This is a genomic window from Corticimicrobacter populi (assembly GCF_003123725.1).
GTDB lineage: Bacteria > Pseudomonadota > Gammaproteobacteria > Burkholderiales > Burkholderiaceae_B > Corticimicrobacter > Corticimicrobacter populi.
Map to the genome: position 1 here is coordinate 621,630 of NZ_QETA01000001.1, position 19,126 is coordinate 640,755.

Sequence of the window (19,126 nt, forward strand, 5' to 3'; positions counted from 1 at the left end):
ATATGCAAGACTTGAATGTACAGAAACTCGATCACGCTTTTGTTGAACGCTTTGCGACGGATGTGTCGCTGAGGGCACAAGCCAGGGCCAGTGTGGTGAGCTGGCGCTGGGCGACGGAATCCATGGGGGTCGATATTCCATTCAGCCAGGCGCTGTATGGCGGGCCGCGTGCGCGCTGGCTGCGTGATGAATCGGCTGATCCAGACAACCATGTGCATCATGGCCTGGATGCTGCGGGCCGCATCGTCCTGGAGTGCGAACGCAATCGAGCAGAAACGGTCTGGCTGTATGGGGAAAACAGCAAGACGGGGGTGTCGTGGTATCTCGGTGAGGATTCCAGCAGTCTCAAGACCATCGATTTGTATCAATACCGGGATCAGCACCTGATTTCAGCACAGACCCATGTGCCGGGACGGCATATGTTGCGCGAGACATTCACCTGGCAGGATGGCCTGCTGGTGAAGTCTTTCTGCCAGACCGAGCCGGAGGCGGGCGAGCCATGGTATTGCCAGCATCTTTTCATTCACGACGCGCATCGCGAGCTGGAGCGTATCGTGCTGCAGTACACCGATGCTGACGGTGTGCCATCTGGGCAGGCGCGTCTGGAATATCTACGTCTGCCCAGGGGAGAGACGCTGGCAACGGTAGAGAAAAGGGTGGAAGCGCATTTTCTGGATGCCCTGCCCAGGGCGCTGGCCGCAGTGCCGCATGACCAGCCCTTGTATTGCCTGTTGCTGTGCTACACAGTCGAGGATATGGCTTCGGCCTGGCCGCCATTTCTCGTGTGGGGACAGGATGCCTACCGCCAGCAGATCGCTGCACAGGGCGAGGATATTTCGTACTACCTGTGGGCACCCGATGAAATACGCGAGCAGCAGGGGCGAGCGTACGAATATTGGTTCGATGCGCCGGAATTGAAAAATGCCTGCCTGCTGCATGCGCAATTGATGGGCATGAAGCAAAGCCACGCATCGGCGACCAGGGTGTTGAAACGACTCATGCCGGCCGTGGCCCGCATGGTGGCAGAGGCAGGCTTGCCCGTTACGGCGGATTTTGTGGTGAGCTATGCGGATAATTCAGGCTATGTCGATCCGCTCAAGGCCATCAAGGCGGGGGTTTCGCCTGAACATTGGTCTGCATTGAAGAAGCAGAAGTTTGTTTAACGGGGGGTGCTAGGCCGGTTTATGGATCGGTTGCACTGCCAATCGCAGGCCCATTGCCTTGAGAATGGAAGACAGGCTACTTAAGGCCGGATTGCCATGTGGAGACAAGGTTCGATATAGCTGCGTCGGATTCAGTTGGGCCTGCTCGGCGATTGCCTTGACGCCACCAAAAGCCAATGTAAGCTGACGCAGCAATATCAGCAATTCGGCCTGATCGCCATCTTCCAGAATACTGTTGATCAGATCTAGCGCCAGAGCTGGATCGTTGCGATAAAGCTCAGCCATCGCCTCATCATGTCCTCTGCTTTTCATCCTCGTTTCTCCTTTTCCAGTCCTGCCAATAACTTACGGCTTTGATAATGTCGGCATGCTGCATGCGTTTACCCCCTCCGCAGAGCAGCAATACGATGCATGGCCCGGATTGGCCGTAATACACCCTGTATCCTGGCCCGACATCAATACGCAACTCCCAGACGCCATCACGGCAGAATTTGTGGTCACCGAAGTTGCCTTGTTCTATCCGGTTTATGCGTCGGATAATGGCTACCTTTGCTCGGCGATCACGCAAATGTTCAAGCCACTGTAGATAAGGTGCCTCTTGCTCCGGCTCGGTCAGATAGTGTTCGATCGTGTGCGGCTTCATTTTCGTTTATAAACGAATTTTGATCAATGGATTTGATTGTGTATTGCATTAAAGACTTATCGAGATGGTGTCAGGAGATAAGAGGGGCCATGGCCTTGTGTGCTGTTTAAGTCCATGGGTTTGTTAACCCCATTAACCATTCCGCAGGATCGGTTTACATTTTTCGGGCTGTAGTTAACGGTGACTGCGCACAATGAAGGCAACGGGTCAGAAGACCCTCGCTTTGAGCAAGGAGTGCGCCATGTCCATGTCACGCAGGGGATTTCTCAAGACCGGTATCGCCACGGCGGTCGCCGGCAGCGGCCTGCAACTGTTTTCACCGACCGAAGTCTTCGCCGCCGACACCATCACGATTCCCCATGCCTCGCACTACGGCCCGTTCAAGGCGGTGGTGCGCAATGGCGTGCTGATCGGTGTGCAGCCGTTGCCCGGCTACGACGCCATGCCGACCGAGATGCTGCTCGAGGGCATCATCAGCCGGACCTATCATCCGACCCGGGTCAAGTACCCGATGGTGCGCCGCTCCTATCTGGAAAACCCACGTGGCGATACGCGCCCCGACCTGCGCGGCAAGGACCCCTTTGTGCGCGTGAGCTGGGAAGAAGCGCTGGGCCTGACGGCTGACGCCGTGATGCGCACCATCGAGGAACATGGCAACGAGGCCGTGTTCAGCTCGTCCTACGGCGGCTGGTCGCATGCCGGCGTGCTGCGCCCGCAGGTGCTGCAGGGGCGCTTGTTCAACCTGATCGGTGGCCAATCGGTCACGACCGGGGATTACTCTGCGGGTGCCTCGCAGGTCAGCCTGCCGCACATCATCGGCGACATGGAAGTCTATTCGCCGCAGACCGCCTGGGAAATGGTACGCAAGAACACCGAGGTGTTCGTGTTCGTGGGCTGCGATCCCTGGAAGAACAATCGCATCGAATTCACGGTGGCCGACCACCAGATGTATTCGCGCTGGAAGGCCATCCGCGAGGCGGGTGTCAAGTTCATTTCCATCAACCCGCAGTTCACCAGTTCCGACGAGGCAATGGGTTCGGAATGGGTCAAGATCGTGCCCAACACCGATACGGCGCTGTTCCTGTCGATGTGCTATCACGTCTACACCAACGGCAAGCATGACCAGGCCTATCTCGACCGCTATACCGTTGGTTTCGACAAGTTCCTGCCGTACCTGCTGGGGGAATCCGGCGATGGCTCGCCGGCCAAGACGCCAGAATGGGCCGCTTCGATTACCGGCCTGCCGGCAGAGCGGATTCGCGAGCTGGCTGACCTGTTCGCTTCCAAGCGCACGCAGTTTGCCGGTGCCTGGGCCTTGCAGCGCGCCCACCACGGCGAGATGACGCACTGGGCCATCATTGCCTTTGCCGCCCTGACGGGCAAGATCGGCCAGCCGGGGCAGGGCGTGGGCTTCAGTTGGCACTACGGCGGTGGCGGCATGCCGATGTCGGGCAAGCGTGGCCCCATCGGCCTGTCGCAGGGCCGCAACCCGGTCAAGGCGCGTTGTCCGGCCTCGCGCATCTCGGAGATGCTGCTCAATCCGGGCAAGCCCTATACGCGGGATGGTGCGGAAATGGTGTTTCCGGACGTGTACATGATCTACAACGCCGGCAACAACTTCATGCACCACCAGCAAAACACCAACGAGCTGATCGCGGCCATGGCCCGCAAGGTGCATACCGTGGTCAATCAGGACCCGTGGTGGTGCGCCTCGTCGCGCTACGCCGACATCATCCTGCCGGCCAACACGCCGCTGGAACGCAACGATATTTCGTCAGGAGGCACCTACAGCATGGACAAGGTCTATGCCATGCGCCAGGTGATCGAACCCTACGGCGAGAGCCTGGACGATTTCGAGATCTTCCGTCGCTTGGCCGAGCTGTTTGGCGTGGAGTACGGCTTTACCGAAGGCAAGACGGTGATGGACGTGGTGCAGGATGCCTATGCCAACACCGACACCGAGATTTCGTTCGAGGAATTCTGGGAAAACGGTGTGGCCGACATGAGCGTGCCGGACGAGGCCAACAGCTGGGTGCGTCATGGCGATTTCTACAATGACCCGGACAAGAATCCGCTGCACACCGAGTCGGGCAAGATCGAGCTGTACTGCGACGCCTTCGCCCGCTTCGGCACCAAGGAGTGCCCGCCTGTGCCGACCTGGATGGAACCGGTCGAATACCTGGGCAATGCCCGGCCGGGGCAGGTGCATGTGGTCAGCCCGCACCCGTTCATGCGGCTGCACTCACAGATGGCTAATGCCGACATCAACAAGATCCTCAACGTACAGGGCCGCGAGTTCGTGCTGCTCAGCACCGAGGATGCGGCCGAGCGCGGCATCAAGGACGGCGACCTGGTCGAGGTCTACAACGACCGTGGCGCGTTGATCGTAGGCGCGCGGGTCTCGGATCGCATCATGAAGGGCGTGATCAGCATCTTTGAAGGGGCCTGGCTGTCGAAAGACAGCAAGGGCCGCTGCAACAGCGGAGCTATCAACGTGCTGACCACCAGCGTGCCGGCTTCCGACCTGAGCCAGGCCACCAGCGCCAATACCTGCCTGGCCTACATGCGCCGCTGCGACGACGCCGAAGGCCCCAACCAGGCCTACCAGCCACCACACATCCTGGAGCGGGTCGATCCCACGCCTGCGGTCAGGCTGGAAGACCTGGCACTGGCAGAACGGGCCAGCGCGGCGGTATCGGCGGCGGTGGCGGAAATGCTGCCGGGCGAGAAACTCTTCTACCAGCGCTGCACGCTATGCCACGTGCCGCGTGAGCCGGGCGACTACACCAAGCGCCAGTGGCACGGCATCACGGAAAGCATGTTCCCGCGTGCGGGGCTGTCTGATGAGGAACAGGCGCTGGTGATGGAGTTCTTGAAGGGGAATGCCAAGGATGCTTTGGTGAGGTAAGCGAGAAGGGGGAAGGGGCGGCTTTGAGGGGCCGCCCTTTTTTGTGGGGAGTGTCAGTTTACGGCCAGGAGCGGTGATCCGACGATCGGAGCAGCAACCGATGTCCCCGGCGAGGGCGTTCAGGTGGTCAGGAAGCGCGTGACTTCGGCCCAATCGTTAGTCGACAGGGCGACGTCCTCGAAGTCTCCAGCTTCCTCGTCGTAGCGTGAAACGCAGAAGCGCTGGCTTCTGCCGGATTCGCGGTCGGCATAGTTGGCGTAGTCGACATACACTTTCAAGCCGCGCTCCTCGTTCTCGAATGAAGGCGCGGCATCGATGTAGCTCGATGCATCGAAAAACCCTTCGGGCAGGGTAGGCAAGGTTGTTATGTCGAAGTCGGGAAATTCGCGACGCAGTCGTTCAAGGTTCATAAGGGAAGCATGTGGAGGCTGGAGGCCTGACATTTTAACGTTGCTCAGTGTCAGTTGCCACGAGAGCCCCCCGAAACAGCCCTCCCACAACCCCTCAACTAAAACTATCAAACACCACAGGCTGCCCCCATTTACGCACCAGCAGCACATCATAAGGCTGCACCTGTCCCTGATAGACCGGCCCATCCATCCCCGGCGAGCCGACCGGCATACCCGGCACCACCAGCCCAACCGCATCCGGCTTCTCCGCCAGCAGCCGTTGGATCGACGAGGCAGGCACATGCCCCTCCAGCGCATAGCCACCCACCAGCCCCGTATGGCAGGAGCCGAGTTCCTGGGCGATGCCCATGCGGCGGCGGATCGGGGCGGTGTCGTCTACCTCATGCACGCGCACGGTAAAACCGTTCTGCTCGACATGCTTGACCCAGTCGCCACAGCAGCCGCAGGTGCGGGTCTTCCACAGGTCGATCACGTTGGCCGGGCCGGCTTCGGCGCGTACGGCCAGCGGCACCAGCGTAGCCAGGGGCGCGAGCGCCAGGGCGGTCAGCAGCGTGCGGCGGCGGGCGTGCGGAGCTGGGGTGGTAGAGGTCGGGTACATGTTTGATTCTCCAGTCAGGATTGGGTGCTGCCTGCGCGCAGGGCCAGCCGGTTGCGGATCCGGTAGCCCAGGTAGAGGACGACCAGCCAGACCGGCAGCACCCAGACGGCGTTGCGCATGGAAGGCAACTGCGTCATCAGTACCAGGATCATCAGCAGAAAGCCCAGGCACAGGATGTTTGCATAAGGATAGAGTGGTGCCTTGAACGAGAGTTCCGTGCCGTTGTGTTGGTGCGCACGGCGAAAGCGCAGGTGTACCAGTACGATCAGCGCCCAGGTGAGGGTGGCGGCGGCGGTGGCGACGGCCATCACCTGCATGAAGGCACCTTCCGGGATCAGGTAGTTCACGACCACCACCACCAGCGTGCAGGCCGAGGAAAAGAGCACGCCGACGTAGGGGATGTGGTTGCGGCTCAGTTTCAGGAAGATACGTGGGGCGTTGCCCTGTTCGGCCAGGCCGTAGAGCATGCGGCCATTGCTGTAGACGCCGCTGTTGTAGACCGATATGGCGGCGGTCAGTACGACGAGGTTGAGGATGTCGGGCGCGGCCGGCATGCCCAGGCGCGAAAAGATCATCACGAACGGGCTGCCTTCCATGCCGACCTGGTTCCAGGGGTACAGCATCATGAGCACGGTCAGGGCACCCACGTAGAAAATCAGGATGCGCCACATGACTTGTCGCACGGCGCGGGGAATGCTGCGCTTGGGGTCTTCGGCCTCGGCGGCAGTGATGCCGATGAGCTCGGTGCCGCCAAAAGAGAACATCACCACCACCAGCGACAGCAGCAGGCCATGCACGCCCATGGGCAGGAAGCCGCCATGCGCCCACAGATTGTCGATGCCGGAGGTGGCGGGGGCCAGGTCGAAGCCGAGCAGTACGATGCCCAGTGCGATCATGCCGATCACGGCCAGTACCTTGACCAGCGCGAACCAGAACTCGAATTCACCGAAAAAGCGCACGTTCACGAGGTTGACGCCGGTGATGGTGACCAGCACGATCAGGGCGGCCAGCCAGGCCGGGAAATCCGGTAGCCAGTAGGCCACGTAGATGCCGATGACCGAGAGTTCGGCCATGCTGACCAGTACATAGAGCAGCCAGTAGTTCCAGCCCGCCAGAAAGCCCGGAAACTGCCCCCAGTAGCGATAGGCAAAATAGCTGAGTGCGCCGGCCACGGGTTCGTGGGTGACCATCTCGCCCAGCATGCGCATGATCAGATACATGATCACGCCACCGATGACGTAGGACAGGATGATGCCGGGGCCGACCAGCCCGATCGAGGCGGCCGAGCCGTAGAAGAGTCCAGTGCCGATGGCACCGCCGAGGGCGATCATCTGGATGTGACGGTTCTGCAGGGTACGAGACAGCTCGGTGGGGGATGAAGACATGGGCGGCGGTTTCCGGAGGGCAGTGTGGTGCCACCGTGTCGGCACCCTGTTTGTAACAGCCCATTGTAAGCGTTGTGGCGGCAGATGCCTGGCCCGTGAAGCGGGCGTCAAGAAGCTATAAAACAGAAACTTAAAATCATTCTCGATTGTTATTGAGAGGATGATGCATCATGACGGTTGCATGCCACGCTTTCTACCCGGAAGCGGCGTCCGTAGCGGACGCTGATTTGTCCCGCGATCTGTTCTTTGCGGCAGCGGGCCGCTGGCTGCTGGCCCAGGGCGGCAAGGCGGTGCCGACGCAGGGGGGCTCTCTGGGTGAACGGGTGCGGCAGGCGCTGGCGGCCACGGGTGATCCGGATGCGGTGGTGGTCGGGGCGGTGCCGTTCGATGTGCGGCAGCCTGCGCAACTGTGGATACCGGCGCACTGCCAGCGCGGCGTGCTGGACGAGCCGACGCGTTTGCCCTTTGCCGCTGGCCATGGCGGTGAAGTTGCGACGATGCGGGCCGGCACTGTTCGGCTGATGCCGGAACCGGCCATGTTCGAGGCACTGGTGCAGCAGGCACTGGTGCGTCTGGAACAGGAAAATTTGCGCAAACTGGTGTTGGCACGCATGTTGTCGTTCGATCTGGATGCGCCGCTGGATCAGGCATGGCTGCTGGAGAAACTGTTGGCCCAGCATCCGCAGGGGCATGTTTTTTCCGTACCGCTTGATGCGGCCTCAGGCGGTGGTGTGTTGCTGGGAGCCAGTCCGGAGTTGCTGGTACGCCGCCAGGGGCGGCGCATCACGCTCAATCCGCTGGCTGGGTCAGCGGCGCGTCAGCACGAGCCGGCGCAGGATCGCAGCGTGGCCGAAGCACTGCTGCGCAGCGACAAGGACCGGCGCGAGCATGCCATCGTGATCGAGGATATCGTCCGCATTCTCCAGCCTTATTGCCGCACGCTGACGGTGCCGGATGGCCCCGAGCTGCTGGCGACCGATACGCTCTGGCATCTGTCCAGCGTGCTGGAGGGAGAACTATACGATCTTGACATGACCTCGCTCGATCTGGCGCTGGCGCTGCATCCCACGCCGGCCGTGTGCGGCTGGCCGACGGCGCAGGCATTTGCGGCGATTGAGGATCTGGAGCCGTTCAGCCGTGATTTTTATGCCGGTTTCGTGGGCTGGTGCGCGGCGTCGGGCGATGGCGAATGGGCCGTGACCCTGCGCTGCGGCGTGTGTCATCCCGGTCAGGTGCGGCTCTATGCCGGTGCCGGGGTGGTGCCGGGCTCCGTCCCCGCCATGGAGCGGGCCGAAACCGGCGTCAAGTTTCAGACTATGCTCAACGGCCTGGGGGTGACGCTGTCATGACCATTCCTCGTCTTCCTTCCTACGAAATGCCTGCCGGCCCAGTAGAGAATCGCGTCAATTGGCGGCCCGAGCCGGCCCGTGCTGCGCTGCTGATCCACGATATGCAGGCGTATTTTCTCAACAAGTTTGATCCGGCTCTGGCACCGGTGCCGGCTCTGGTGGCGAATATCCGGCAGATACGTGCCGCCTGCGATGCCGCTGGCTTGCCGGTGTTCTATACCGCCCAGCCGGTCGAGCAGCCGCCGCAGGATCGGGCCTTGCTCAATGATTTCTGGGGGCCTGGGCTGACCCAGTCGCAGCACCATGCCGAACAGCCGGTGATTGCGGAACTGGCACCGCGTGCCGGTGACACCATACTGACCAAGTGGCGCTACAGCGCTTTTCAGCGCTCCGATCTGCGCGAACAATTGCGCGCACGGGGGCGGGATCAACTATTGATTTGCGGGATCTATGCGCATATCGGCTGCATGGCGACGGCGCTGGAAGCCTTCATGCAGGATGTGCAGCCGTTTTTCCTGTTCGATGCGGTGGCGGATTTTTCGCTGGAAGAGCATCTGATGGCGGCACGCTATGTGTCGCGCCGTTGTGGCGTGAGCCTGACAGTGCAGGAGGCGGAACAGGCATTGAGGCGGTGAGATGTGCCATCCCGATGGGATTGTAGATTAAAATCATTCTCGATCATTGTTTCGGGATGGATGCGATCATGCACGCATCGTGCACACATGTCTGAGTTCGAGCAAACCTCGCGGCAGGCGCTCGGGCTGCTTTACCGCGAACACCATGGCTGGCTGCGCAACTGGATACTGCGCCGCGTCGACAGCAGCGCCGAGGCGGCCGACCTGGCCCAGGATACCTTCGTCAAGGTGCTGGCTTCGCCCGACAATCTGGGCCGGTTGGCAGAACTGCGCCAGCCGCGCAGTTTTCTGGCCACCCTGGCGCAGCGTACCGTCGTCGATTACCTGCGCCGTCGCACGCTGGAGCGGGCCTGGCTGGAAACGCTGGCGCAGCAGCCTGAGGCGGTTGCCATTTCGCCGGAAACACGGCTGTTGCTGCTCGAAACCCTGATCGAGATCGATGCCATGCTGGATGGCCTGGGGCCGCGTGTCCGGCAGGCTTTTCTATGGTCACAGCTCGAAGGGCTGGGCTATGCCGAGATTGCCACGCGATTGGGTGTGACGGTTAGTTCGGTCAAGAAATACATGGCCAAAGCGACCGAGCATTGCCTGCGCCTCATGCTGGTGTCCTGAACATGCAGGACGCTCGCGAACGGATTTTGAAGGAGGCTGCGCAGTGGTACGCCCGCCTTTGTGATGAGCAGGTGACGGAGGCAGACCGCCTGGCGCATGCCACCTGGCTGTCGGCCGATCCGGCCCATGCCGGCATGTGGCGGCGCGTCGAGCAGATGCGCGCGGCATTCCGGGCACCGGAAGAGCAGCATGCCCACCTGCATGTCGAGGCGCTGAGGCGGGCCGAGGGGCTGCGGGCCGGCCGTCGCGGCTTGCTGCGCAAAGGTGCTGCGCTGGGCATGGTGCTGGGCGTGGCCGGCCTGGCGGGTTGGCAGCAGGCACTCTGGAGAGGCTGGGCGGCTGATTACCGCACCGGCGTGGGTGAGCGCCGTGAATTTACCCTGCCCGGCGGGACGGTAGTGCTGCTCGACAGTGGCACGGCGCTTGATCTGCGGCAAACGCCCACAGGGCGCGACATCGTTTTGCATCAGGGGCGCATCATGGTCACGACCGGACACGAAGGTCCGGGGCGCGACAGGGTGCTTGGCCGCCACGCCACCATCGTACCCCTGGGAACCCGCTTTGTGGTGAGTACCAACGCCGAGGCGGATTATGTCGGGGTGCTGTCGCATCGGGTTGAGGTGCTGCCGCATCGTGAGGCTGGGCAGAGGCAAATTCTTGAGGCCGGTGAGCATGCCTGGGTGGGGCGCGATGGTGTCGTCGATACGAGTGCTGGCCGCCAGCGCGCTGCGCTTGATGACGGCTGGACGCGCGGCATGCTGGTGGTCGATGACTGGCGGCTGGGTGACTTCATCGACGAGCTGTCGCGCTATCGCAGCGGTGTGCTGCGCTGTGCGCCGGAGGCAGCCAGCCTGCGTATCTCCGGTGCATTCTCGCTGGATGATACCGATCGTACTCTGGCGGCCTTGCAGTGGGCCTTGCCGGTGGAGGTGCAGCGCATGACCCGTTACTGGGTCAGCGTATCGCTGCGGGGGCAATGATTTTTCGGCTGGCTGCGGTCGAGCGTTGTCCCTTTTCATTTTTCGTACGACTTATGAGTGATCAATCCCGTTTTTCACTCACTCGGATCTCGTATGACACAGAACTATGCAACCCGTATGGGGCGTTTCAGAACCGCCCGGCTTTCCCAGGCCATAGGCATGGCGCTGGCCGGCATGATGGCCGTTTCGCTGGTGGGGGTGATGCCTCGCGTGGCGCTGGCCCAATCCCAGGAGGGCGGCGCAGCCGTGCGGGAATACCGGGTGGCGGCCGGACAACTGGGCAGTGCACTGGGGCAGTTTGCCGCGCAGGCGGGCATCGTGCTGTCTTTCGATCCGGCTCTGACGCGGGGGCTGCATACGCAAGGGCTGAGCGGCAGCTATGACGTGCGCGGCGGGCTGGCTGCCTTGCTGGCAGGCAGCGGCCTCGAGGCCGTGGCACGGGAGGGCGGCAGCTATGGCCTGCGCGCGATCCCGGCCGGGGCGGTGTCCACGTTGGATGCCGTGACGGTGGCGGGGCGTCGTGCGTCAGACCTGCCGCCGGGTTATGCCGGCGGGCAGGTGGCATCGGGTGCGCGGCTGGGCATGTTGGGCAATGCCGATCTCATGGACGCCCCCTTTACCATCAACGCCTATACGGCCGAGCATATCCAGAACATGCAGTCGTCCACGGTGGCACAGGTGCTGCAGAGCGATCCGAGCGTGCGTTTCACGACCTCGGCTGGGCATGTGTACGAGAACTTCACGATCCGGGGCCAGGATATCAACGCCAGCGACGTGGCTTTCGACGGGCTGTATGGACTGGCTCCGGACGGACACATCCCGACCGAGTTCCTGGAGCGTGTCGAAGTGCTGCGCGGCCCGTCGGCACTGCTGTCCGGCATGGCACCCGGCGGCAACGTGGCCGGCATGGTCAATATCGTGCCCAAGCGTGCCGGCGATGTGCCCGTGACCGATCTGACCGTGGACTATGTGTCCGACTCGAACATCGGCACGCATGTCGATATCGGTCGCCGCTTTGGCGACCAGGATCGTTTCGGAGTGCGCTTCAATGGTGCCTGGCGCGAGGGCGATACCGGCGTTGACGGGCAGTCCAAGCAGCGCGATCTGGCGGCCCTGTCGCTGGACTGGCGTGGCGATGGCGTGCGGCTGTCGCTGGATGCGTTCTACGACGAGGAAGAGTCACGCGGGGGCAGTCCGATGATGGTGGGGCTGTCCAATATCCAGACGGTGGTGACGCCGCCCGACAACAAGACCAATATCCTGCGCGGCATTCATGCCCGCCAGCGTTCGGATGCGGTCATGGTGCGTGGTGAGTATGACCTGGGTGAACGCTGGACGGCCTATGCGGCCTTCGGCAGCGCGCATTCCGATTACAGCGGCTATCTCAACGGTACCCGGGGTCGCCTGATCAATACGGCTGGGGATTATCGCGGGGAAACCTATCAGCAGCGAGGCGGGCGCACGGTCGGTTCGGGCGAGACGGGCCTGCGTGGCAGCTTCGAGACGGGTGCCGTGCGCCACGAAGTGGCCATGAGTGCCACGCTGCTGTCGATCAATTCGCGCAACCGCTCCACGACGGGGGCGGGCTATGACTCCAATATCTACGATCCGGTCGATCCCGTGCTGGCACCTCGTCCGGCAGATCCGCGCAAGACCGGCGATACCCGGCTGACCAGTCTGGCGCTGGCGGATACGCTGGCCTTTGCCGATGATGCCATCAGGCTGACCCTGGGAGCCCGGCTGCAGCGCGTGGAATCGCGCAGTTGGAATCAGAACAGCGGGGCTCTGACCGGTGATTACGACAAGCGCGCGCTGACGCCCGCCATCGGGCTGGTCGTCAAGCCCTGGGGGCCGGATCTGGCGCTTTATGCCAATTTCATCGAGGGCCTCAGCCAGGGTGGGACGGTAACTGATACGGGGGCCAGCAACTACGGCCAGGTTTTCAAGCCGTTCCGTTCGCGCCAGATCGAGACGGGGGTGAAGTGGGATATCGGCAGCTGGACGCAGACCCTGTCGCTGTATCAACTGGAACGCCCTTCGATGATCAAGGTGGACGAGGGGAGCAGCTATCACTATACGGATGATGGTGAACAGCGCAGCCGGGGCATCGAGTGGAATGTGTTTGGCGAGCTGACGCCTGCGTGGCGTGTGCTGGGTGGTGCGTCGTACAACCGTGTGCAACTGACGCGCACGGCCGATGGCGTGCTGGATGGCAATACCCGCTATGGCATGCCCAAGTGGAATGCCAATCTCGGTCTGGAGTGGGATATTCCCGGTATCCAGGGGCTGACGCTCAGTGGCCGCGTCGTGTACACGGGCCGGCAGTTCGTGGACAATGCCAACACCTACTCGTTGCCGAGCTGGACCCGCGTCGATGCCGGCCTGCGTTATGCCACCCGCATCGGTGGGCGTGATGTCACGCTGCGCGCAGCCGTCGAAAACGTGGCCGACCGCAGCTATTGGGAAGGTTCGTTCAACGAGGGGTTTGCGACGCTCAATGCGCCGCGTACGTTCAAGCTGTCTGCAACCATAGGATTCTGATGACCCGGCATTTTTCTTTTCTGATGGCTGGCCTGTTGCCTGCGTTGCTCTCGCCCGCAGCGGTGTGGGCAGAAACCGACAGCCAGCCCGAACTGGATAGCCCTTTTCTGCAGCAAAGCCTGCCGCCGTTGTCGTCCGGGCAGGACAGCGGCGTTTTCTGGCAGGCGGTGCATGCCCAGGGTGGTGCGCCGCTGATCGAGCCGGTAGACGGAGCACCGGGCGAGCGCTGGGTGACTTTTCTCTGGCGTGGGCAGGAAGGTGGCGTGCGCGTGGTCAGCAGTCCTTCGGGTGATCATGATCCCATGCTGCAGTGGGGCGACAGCGATATCTGGTATCGCAGCTATCGCCTGCCGGATCGTAGCCGGATGGCCTATCAGCTTGCGCCTGCCGTGGCGGGCCTGGACCCGGACAAGCCGGAACAGCGCCAGGCCGCGATCCGGCAAACTGCCCAGACCGATCCACTCAACCCGGTGCACTATGCCGGTCATACCGTCGTGGCGGCGCGACAGGCACCGCAACCGCGTTCGGCATTGATCCTGGCAGGCGCGCCGCCGCAGCCCTGGGTCGAGCCGCGTGCGCAGGGGCCGGGTGGAGAAACGGAGCGCCATGCGTTTGCCAGCGAGGTACTGGGCAACACGCGCGATATCACGCTATATCGCACCGCCGACTGGCGTCAGGGGCAGCCTGGACAGGCATTGCTGCTGGTGTTCGATGCGCATGCCTATGCCGGGATGGTGCCGACGATCCTGGACAACCTACGGGCCGATGGCCTGATCCCACCCATGGCGGCGGTATTCATCGAGAATCCGGATATCCGCGCACGGGGTCGTGAACTGCCGCCCAATCCCGAGTTTCAGGTGTTTCTGGCCCAGGAACTGATGCCTTGGCTGCGCGATACCCAGGGCGTCTGGACGGCAGCGGATGCGACCGTGATTTCCGGTTCCAGCTATGGCGGACTGGCATCGCTGTATGCCGGGTTGCAGCACCCTGAATGGTTCGGCAACGTGCTCAGCATGTCCGGTTCGTTCTGGTGGGCACCGCAGGCACCTGCAGGCGAGGCGCAGCCCGAACCCGGCTGGATGATGCGGCTGGTCGAGGAGATGCCGGCGCAGCCTGTCCGCATCTATCACGATGCCGGGCTGTTCGAGCAAAGCAGCCGGCGACCGGCCGATATCCTGGGCACCAACCGGATCATGCAGCAGGCGCTGGCGGCCAAGGGGTATCGATCCCACTACAGCGAGTTTGCCGGCGGGCATGATTACCTGCAGTGGCAGGGCTCAATCGCCTGCGGATTGCTCAATCTGCTGGCCGATGCGGGCACGCCGCAGGCCGGTGAACAGGTGGCCGAGGCGTGGCAGCGCGCCTGCGCGGCGAGGTAGGCGAGGGGGGCAAAGCTGCTGCTGCTGCGCCTGTGACAGGGGCGCATTCCCGTCGACTCAGCGCGCTGCAACACCCTCTGGGGCTCTGGCGATCACCTTGATCTCGAAATCAAATCCATAAAGCCAGGTCACGCCGACGCCAGTCAGTGTCGGGTACGGTGCCTGTCCCCAGTATTCCGGCACGATCTTCCAGACAGTTTCGAATTTCGACGCAGGATCGACCATGAAGATGGTGACGTCGATAACGTCATCGAACGAGCTGCCTGCTGCCGCCAGGATGGCGTTCAGATTGTCGAATGCACGACGTACCTGGGCTTCCAGATCCGGCTCGGGAGAGCCGTCTTCGCGGCTGCCGACCTGTCCCGACACGAACAGGAAACCATTGGAGCGGATCGCAGGCGAATAGCGGTTGCGTTCATAGAGCGCCTGACGACCAGAGGGAAAGACAACATCGCGTGCTTGCATGGCAGTTCCTGTATTGAAGCGCCGACACCGGGCGGTCGTCGGCCATGAGAGGACTGTAAACGTGCACCCGAGTGCCGATAAACAGGCAATCCTGCTCATCATTGTTTGTAAAATACGAATAATCCAAGGCGAGGAGCGCACATGGATCGTTTCGATGCGATGCAGGCATTTGCCCGGGTAGTAGAGACCGGCAGTTTCACCAAGGCCGCCCAAACACTGCACATGAGCCGGACCAGCGTGACGCAGCTAGTGCAGCAACTGGAGGCGCGTTTGCGTGTCAGGCTGCTCAATCGGACCACACGCAAGGTCAACGTGACTGCCGATGGGGCCGCCTACTACGAGCGGGTGATACGGGTACTGGCCGATATCGACGATGCCGAGACCAGCCTGTCGGGCGCTTCGGCTTCGCCGCGAGGGCGGTTGCGGATTGATGTGCCCAGCCCGTTCGCACGCCTGATTCTGATACCGGCACTGCCGGCGTTTCATGCTCGTTTTCCCGAGATCCAGCTTGATATGGGCGTCAGCGACCGCATGGTGGACCTGATCGGTGAAAACGTGGACTGTGTCGTGCGGGGGGGCGAATTGACCGATCAGTCGCTGATGGCGCGGCACGTGGGTGATCTGCAACTGGGGGTCTATGCCGCGCCGGGTTATCTGGCGCGTACCGGTCTGCCCTTGCACCCGCAGGAACTGGAAAATACGCAGCATCGCATCGTGGGGTTTCGCTGGGCACGGACCGGCAAGCTCTTTCCGTACCTGATGCACCGTGAAGGTGAACACCTCCAGGTACAAGGCCGTTATAGCGTGGCGGTCGATGATGGCAATGCCTATCTTGCTGCTGGTCTGGCGGGCCTGGGTGTGCTGTGGTTGCCGGACTACATGGCCAGGGCACATCTGGCCAGCGGCGAGCTGTTGCCGCTGTTCGAGGATTGGCATCTTGATCCGATGCCGATGTATGTCGCGTTTCCGCCCAACCGGCATGTCAGTGCCAAACTGCGCGTGTTCATCGAGTGGGTTGTCGAGATCATGGCACTGCAGATGCCTGTTTCTCCAAGACCGGGTTGACCCCTCGATGGATGGCGTAGAATGTACGCTTTCCGTTTCAGCCCTACTTGCCACGCGATCATCATGCCTGACTATCGTTCCAAGACTTCGACCCACGGCCGCAACATGGCCGGTGCGCGTGCCCTGTGGCGTGCCACCGGCATGAAAGATGGCGATTTCAACAAGCCCATCATCGCCATCGCCAACTCCTTTACCCAGTTCGTGCCCGGTCATGTCCACCTCAAGGACCTGGGGCAACTGGTGGCACGCGAGATCGAAAAGGCAGGCGGCGTCGCCAAGGAATTCAACACCATTGCGGTCGATGACGGCATTGCCATGGGCCATGACGGCATGTTGTACTCGTTGCCTAGCCGCGAAATCATCGCCGATTCGGTCGAATACATGGTCAATGCGCACTGTGCCGACGCGCTGGTCTGTATCTCCAATTGCGACAAAATCACCCCGGGCATGCTGATGGCTGCGCTGCGCCTCAATATCCCGGTGGTGTTCGTTTCGGGCGGGCCGATGGAAGCCGGCAAGAGCCGGCTGTCCGAACATCGCCTGGATTTGGTCGATGCCATGGTGATCGCTGCCGAAAGCTCGGCCTCCGATGACACCGTGGCCGAGTATGAGCGCAGTGCCTGTCCGACCTGCGGCAGCTGTTCGGGCATGTTCACCGCCAACTCCATGAACTGCCTGACCGAGGCACTGGGCCTGGCCCTGCCGGGCAACGGCTCCACGCTGGCAACGCACTCTGATCGTGAACAACTCTTCCTGCGCGCGGGTCGCCTGGCCGTGGAACTGTGCCGTCGCTACTACGAGCAGGGCGATGAATCCGTTCTGCCGCGCAACATCGCCGGTCGCAAGGCGTTCGAGAATGCGATGACGCTGGATATCGCCATGGGTGGCTCCACCAATACCATTCTGCACCTGCTGGCTGCGGCACAGGAAGCCGAGCTGGATTTCGACCTGCATGCCATCGATGCGCTCTCGCGCAAGGTGCCGCAGCTCTGCAAGGTGGCCCCCAACACGCCCAAGTACCACATGGAAGACGTGCACCGTGCCGGCGGCATTTTCGCCATCTTGGGCGAGCTGGCACGTGGCGGCCTGCTGCACACCGATGTACCCACGGTGCACAGCACCACGCTGGCCGACGGCATTGCCACCTGGGATATCACCCAGACGCAGGACGAGGCCGTGCATACCTTCTTCAAGGCCGGCCCGGCCGGGATTCCCTCACAGGTCGCTTTCAGCCAGTCGACGCGCTGGCCGACGCTGGATCTGGACCGCGCGGGTGGCTGTATCCGTGACGTGGCGCATGCCTTCTCCGCCGAGGGCGGTCTGGCCGTGCTGTACGGCAATATCGCCCTTGATGGTTGTGTGGTCAAGACGGCGGGCGTGGACGAGTCCATCCTGGTGTTCGAAGGCAATGCCCGCATCTTCGAGAGCCAGGACGCCGCGGTCAAGGGCATCCTGGCCGACGAGATCAAGGCTGGCGATATCGTGGTGATCCGCTACGAAGGGCCCAAGGGTGGCCCCGGCATGCAGGAAATGCTGTATCCCACCAGCTACCTCAAGTCCAAGGGACTGGGCAAGCAATGCGCTTTGCTGACCGATGGCCGCTTTTCGGGTGGCACCTCGGGTCTGTCCATCGGACACGTGTCGCCGGAAGCGGCGGCAGGGGGGGCGATCGGGCTGGTGCAGGAAGGCGACCGTATTTTGATCGACATCCCGCAGCGTCGTATCGAACTGCTGCTGGATGATGCCGAACTGGCGCAGCGTCGTGCTGCACAGGATGCCAAGGGCTGGAAGCCCGCCGAGCCGCGCCCACGCAAGGTGAGCACGGCCCTGAAGGCCTATGCGTTGCTGGCGACCAGTGCCGATAAGGGCGGTGTGCGTGACAAGGCAATGCTGGGCGACTGACGGGTACGGGAGGGCGTTTCACGCTTGAAATGCCGCTCTTCTCCAGCATGCAACAGGCCCGATGCGTTTGGGCCTTGTTTTTTTAAGAAAGCGCGCGATCGGCCTGCTGGCGCAGCAGCTCGATGAAGTGCTTCTGTTCCTGCGTGGGGGCCTCATGGGCCCGGGTCAGGATGCCGAACGGTGCCATGGGAATATCCAGCCGGATCGGCAAGGCCTTGACCAGCCCCATGCGCAGGTAGTCTTTCAGGGCAGATTCCGACAGCAGCATGATCGCGTCGGTCAGCTGGATCAGTTGCTGCATCGAATAGACCGAACTGCATTCGGTGATGTCTGACGGGACGGGCAGGCTGAGATGATCCAGATGCTGGTCCAGCGCGATCCGTGCCGGGCTGGAGGTGGGCTGCAGGATCCAGGGCCAGTCGTTGACCAGTTCCTGCCACTGGATCTTGCGTCGGCGTGCCAGCGGATGCCCGCTGCGCACTACCAGCACCAGCCGCTCATTGCCCAGTTCCTCGAAAACGTATGGGTCCTCACCTGAAAAATAGTTGCGGCGGGCAATGGCCAGGTCGATGCGGCGTTGCTCGAGCAGTTTCAGCAACTGGTCACTGGTGTCACCCATGATGCGCAGGCGCAATTGCGGGTTGTCGGCCTTGATCCTGGCGACCGTTGTCATCACCAGATCGGGAGCGGCTCCCATGATGGTGCCTATCGAGAGGTAGCCGTAGCCGCCTTTCTGGCGCATGGCAAGGTCTTCTGCACAACGGTCCAATCCATTGAGCGATGCCTCTGCAAACTTGACCAGTTGACGTCCCAGAGCAGTCGGGCGCATGCCGCGTGGCAGGCGCTCGAACAGGTGGCAACCGAACATGTCTTCGATTTCCCTCAGCATGCGGGTTGCCGCAGGCTGCGACATGCTGAGCGTCAGCGAGGCACGATGCAGGTTCTGGCTCGAGCCAAGCACCGCCAGCAGGTGCAGGTGCTTGTAGCGCAAGCGGTTGAGCAGGCTGCGCTGCGAGGTCAGATCGGGTGCGTTCTGAGGCATTTTATTGATAACTATAAGGTATCGGATATGGCTAAATTCTGATTTGCCA

The 19,126-nt window shown here is 62.1% G+C and carries 17 protein-coding genes; 10 read left to right on the forward strand and 7 right to left on the reverse strand.

The features are described from left to right. The first annotated feature begins 2 nt into the window (after nt 1-2). Nucleotides 3-1,163, forward strand: coding sequence for a hypothetical protein (locus DD235_RS03020; protein ID WP_204524178.1), 1,161 nt, complete (start codon nt 3-5; stop codon nt 1,161-1,163). Between the two features lie 9 nt (nt 1,164-1,172). Here the strand turns inward: DD235_RS03020 and DD235_RS03025 are convergent, their stop codons facing one another. After that, entirely contained in the window at nt 1,173-1,475 is a 303-nt protein-coding gene (locus DD235_RS03025; protein WP_109060547.1) for a helix-turn-helix domain-containing transcriptional regulator, read from the reverse strand. Further along, nucleotides 1,456-1,806: a type II toxin-antitoxin system RelE/ParE family toxin gene (locus DD235_RS03030; protein WP_109060548.1), complete on the reverse strand. Its 351-nt coding sequence runs from the start codon at nt 1,804-1,806 to the stop codon at nt 1,456-1,458. Before DD235_RS03030 ends, DD235_RS03025 begins: the two co-directional genes overlap by 20 nt. A 241-nt stretch (nt 1,807-2,047) precedes the next feature. Between DD235_RS03030 and DD235_RS03035 the strand changes: the two genes are divergently transcribed. Further along, nucleotides 2,048-4,714 carry a molybdopterin-dependent oxidoreductase gene (locus DD235_RS03035; protein ID WP_109060549.1) on the forward strand — a complete coding sequence of 889 codons (2,667 nt, stop codon included), beginning with the start codon at nt 2,048-2,050 and terminating at the stop codon, nt 4,712-4,714. Between the two features lie 119 nt (nt 4,715-4,833). Here DD235_RS03035 and DD235_RS03040 read toward each other — a convergent pair whose 3' ends face one another. From DD235_RS03040 to DD235_RS03050, 3 genes are all read right to left on the reverse strand, one after another. Beyond that, entirely contained in the window at nt 4,834-5,124 is a 291-nt protein-coding gene (locus DD235_RS03040) for a hypothetical protein (protein ID WP_109060550.1), read from the reverse strand. A 94-nt stretch (nt 5,125-5,218) separates the two neighbouring features. Continuing rightward, the gene (locus DD235_RS03045; protein WP_109060551.1) at nt 5,219-5,722 is read right to left on the reverse strand and encodes a DUF411 domain-containing protein; all 504 of its coding nucleotides are present in this window, start codon (nt 5,720-5,722) and stop codon (nt 5,219-5,221) included. A gap of 14 nt (nt 5,723-5,736) precedes the next feature. After that, entirely contained in the window at nt 5,737-7,107 is a 1,371-nt protein-coding gene (locus tag DD235_RS03050) for an amino acid permease (RefSeq protein WP_109060552.1), read from the reverse strand. A gap of 170 nt (nt 7,108-7,277) precedes the next feature. Here DD235_RS03050 and DD235_RS03055 point away from each other — a divergent pair, with 170 nt between their 5' ends. The 6 genes from DD235_RS03055 (at nt 7,278) to DD235_RS03080 (ending at nt 14,603) form a co-directional block, all read left to right on the forward strand. Next, the gene (locus DD235_RS03055; RefSeq protein WP_109060553.1) at nt 7,278-8,456 is read left to right on the forward strand and encodes an isochorismate synthase; all 1,179 of its coding nucleotides are present in this window, start codon (nt 7,278-7,280) and stop codon (nt 8,454-8,456) included. Next, nucleotides 8,453-9,091, forward strand: coding sequence for an isochorismatase family protein (locus tag DD235_RS03060; protein ID WP_109060554.1), 639 nt, complete (start codon nt 8,453-8,455; stop codon nt 9,089-9,091). The genes DD235_RS03055 and DD235_RS03060 overlap by 4 nt, the downstream gene beginning before the upstream one ends. Nucleotides 9,092-9,178: 87 nt before the next feature. Further along, nucleotides 9,179-9,703, forward strand: coding sequence for a sigma-70 family RNA polymerase sigma factor (locus DD235_RS03065; RefSeq protein ID WP_109060555.1), 525 nt, complete (start codon nt 9,179-9,181; stop codon nt 9,701-9,703). 2 nt (nt 9,704-9,705) lie between these two features. Continuing rightward, on the forward strand, nt 9,706-10,683 hold the full coding sequence (locus DD235_RS03070; RefSeq protein ID WP_109060556.1) for a FecR domain-containing protein: 978 nt from the start codon (nt 9,706-9,708) through the stop codon (nt 10,681-10,683). Nucleotides 10,684-10,776: 93 nt separating this feature from the next. Next, nucleotides 10,777-13,224, forward strand: a complete 2,448-nt coding sequence (locus tag DD235_RS03075) for a TonB-dependent siderophore receptor (RefSeq protein ID WP_239990010.1) — start codon at nt 10,777-10,779, stop codon at nt 13,222-13,224. Continuing rightward, nucleotides 13,224-14,603, forward strand: a complete 1,380-nt coding sequence (locus tag DD235_RS03080; protein WP_109060558.1) for an alpha/beta hydrolase-fold protein — start codon at nt 13,224-13,226, stop codon at nt 14,601-14,603. The genes DD235_RS03075 and DD235_RS03080 overlap by 1 nt, the downstream gene beginning before the upstream one ends. 57 nt (nt 14,604-14,660) lie before the next feature. On the opposite strand, the gene DD235_RS03085 is transcribed toward DD235_RS03080, so the two are convergent. Further along, the gene (locus DD235_RS03085) at nt 14,661-15,068 is read right to left on the reverse strand and encodes a RidA family protein (protein ID WP_109060559.1); all 408 of its coding nucleotides are present in this window, start codon (nt 15,066-15,068) and stop codon (nt 14,661-14,663) included. 141 nt (nt 15,069-15,209) lie between these two features. On the opposite strand from DD235_RS03085, the gene DD235_RS03090 reads away from it, so the two are divergent. Further along, the gene (locus tag DD235_RS03090; protein WP_109060560.1) at nt 15,210-16,133 is read left to right on the forward strand and encodes a LysR family transcriptional regulator; all 924 of its coding nucleotides are present in this window, start codon (nt 15,210-15,212) and stop codon (nt 16,131-16,133) included. Between the two features lie 63 nt (nt 16,134-16,196). Next, entirely contained in the window at nt 16,197-18,035 is a 1,839-nt protein-coding gene (gene ilvD / locus DD235_RS03095) for a dihydroxy-acid dehydratase (protein WP_109060993.1), read from the forward strand. An 82-nt stretch (nt 18,036-18,117) separates the two neighbouring features. Here ilvD and DD235_RS03100 read toward each other — a convergent pair whose 3' ends face one another. Further along, on the reverse strand, nt 18,118-19,077 hold the full coding sequence (locus DD235_RS03100) for a LysR substrate-binding domain-containing protein (protein ID WP_193519538.1): 960 nt from the start codon (nt 19,075-19,077) through the stop codon (nt 18,118-18,120). Between the last annotated feature and the right edge of the window lie 49 nt (nt 19,078-19,126).

Bases quoted from the DNA above. Each gene is read 5' to 3' on its own strand.
- DD235_RS03020 (WP_204524178.1), top strand. From the start codon at position 3: ATGCAAGACTTGAATGTACAGAAACTCGATCACGCTTTTGTTGAACGC.
- DD235_RS03025 (WP_109060547.1), bottom strand. From the start codon at position 1,475: ATGAAAAGCAGAGGACATGATGAGGCGATGGCTGAGCTTTATCGCAAC.
- DD235_RS03030 (WP_109060548.1), bottom strand. From the start codon at position 1,806: ATGAAGCCGCACACGATCGAACACTATCTGACCGAGCCGGAGCAAGAG.
- DD235_RS03035 (WP_109060549.1), top strand. From the start codon at position 2,048: ATGTCCATGTCACGCAGGGGATTTCTCAAGACCGGTATCGCCACGGCG.
- DD235_RS03040 (WP_109060550.1), bottom strand. From the start codon at position 5,124: ATGAACCTTGAACGACTGCGTCGCGAATTTCCCGACTTCGACATAACA.
- DD235_RS03045 (WP_109060551.1), bottom strand. From the start codon at position 5,722: ATGTACCCGACCTCTACCACCCCAGCTCCGCACGCCCGCCGCCGCACG.
- DD235_RS03050 (WP_109060552.1), bottom strand. From the start codon at position 7,107: ATGTCTTCATCCCCCACCGAGCTGTCTCGTACCCTGCAGAACCGTCAC.
- DD235_RS03055 (WP_109060553.1), top strand. From the start codon at position 7,278: ATGACGGTTGCATGCCACGCTTTCTACCCGGAAGCGGCGTCCGTAGCG.
- DD235_RS03060 (WP_109060554.1), top strand. From the start codon at position 8,453: ATGACCATTCCTCGTCTTCCTTCCTACGAAATGCCTGCCGGCCCAGTA.
- DD235_RS03065 (WP_109060555.1), top strand. From the start codon at position 9,179: ATGTCTGAGTTCGAGCAAACCTCGCGGCAGGCGCTCGGGCTGCTTTAC.
- DD235_RS03070 (WP_109060556.1), top strand. From the start codon at position 9,706: ATGCAGGACGCTCGCGAACGGATTTTGAAGGAGGCTGCGCAGTGGTAC.
- DD235_RS03075 (WP_239990010.1), top strand. From the start codon at position 10,777: ATGACACAGAACTATGCAACCCGTATGGGGCGTTTCAGAACCGCCCGG.
- DD235_RS03080 (WP_109060558.1), top strand. From the start codon at position 13,224: ATGACCCGGCATTTTTCTTTTCTGATGGCTGGCCTGTTGCCTGCGTTG.
- DD235_RS03085 (WP_109060559.1), bottom strand. From the start codon at position 15,068: ATGCAAGCACGCGATGTTGTCTTTCCCTCTGGTCGTCAGGCGCTCTAT.
- DD235_RS03090 (WP_109060560.1), top strand. From the start codon at position 15,210: ATGGATCGTTTCGATGCGATGCAGGCATTTGCCCGGGTAGTAGAGACC.
- ilvD (WP_109060993.1), top strand. From the start codon at position 16,197: ATGCCTGACTATCGTTCCAAGACTTCGACCCACGGCCGCAACATGGCC.
- DD235_RS03100 (WP_193519538.1), bottom strand. From the start codon at position 19,077: ATGCCTCAGAACGCACCCGATCTGACCTCGCAGCGCAGCCTGCTCAAC.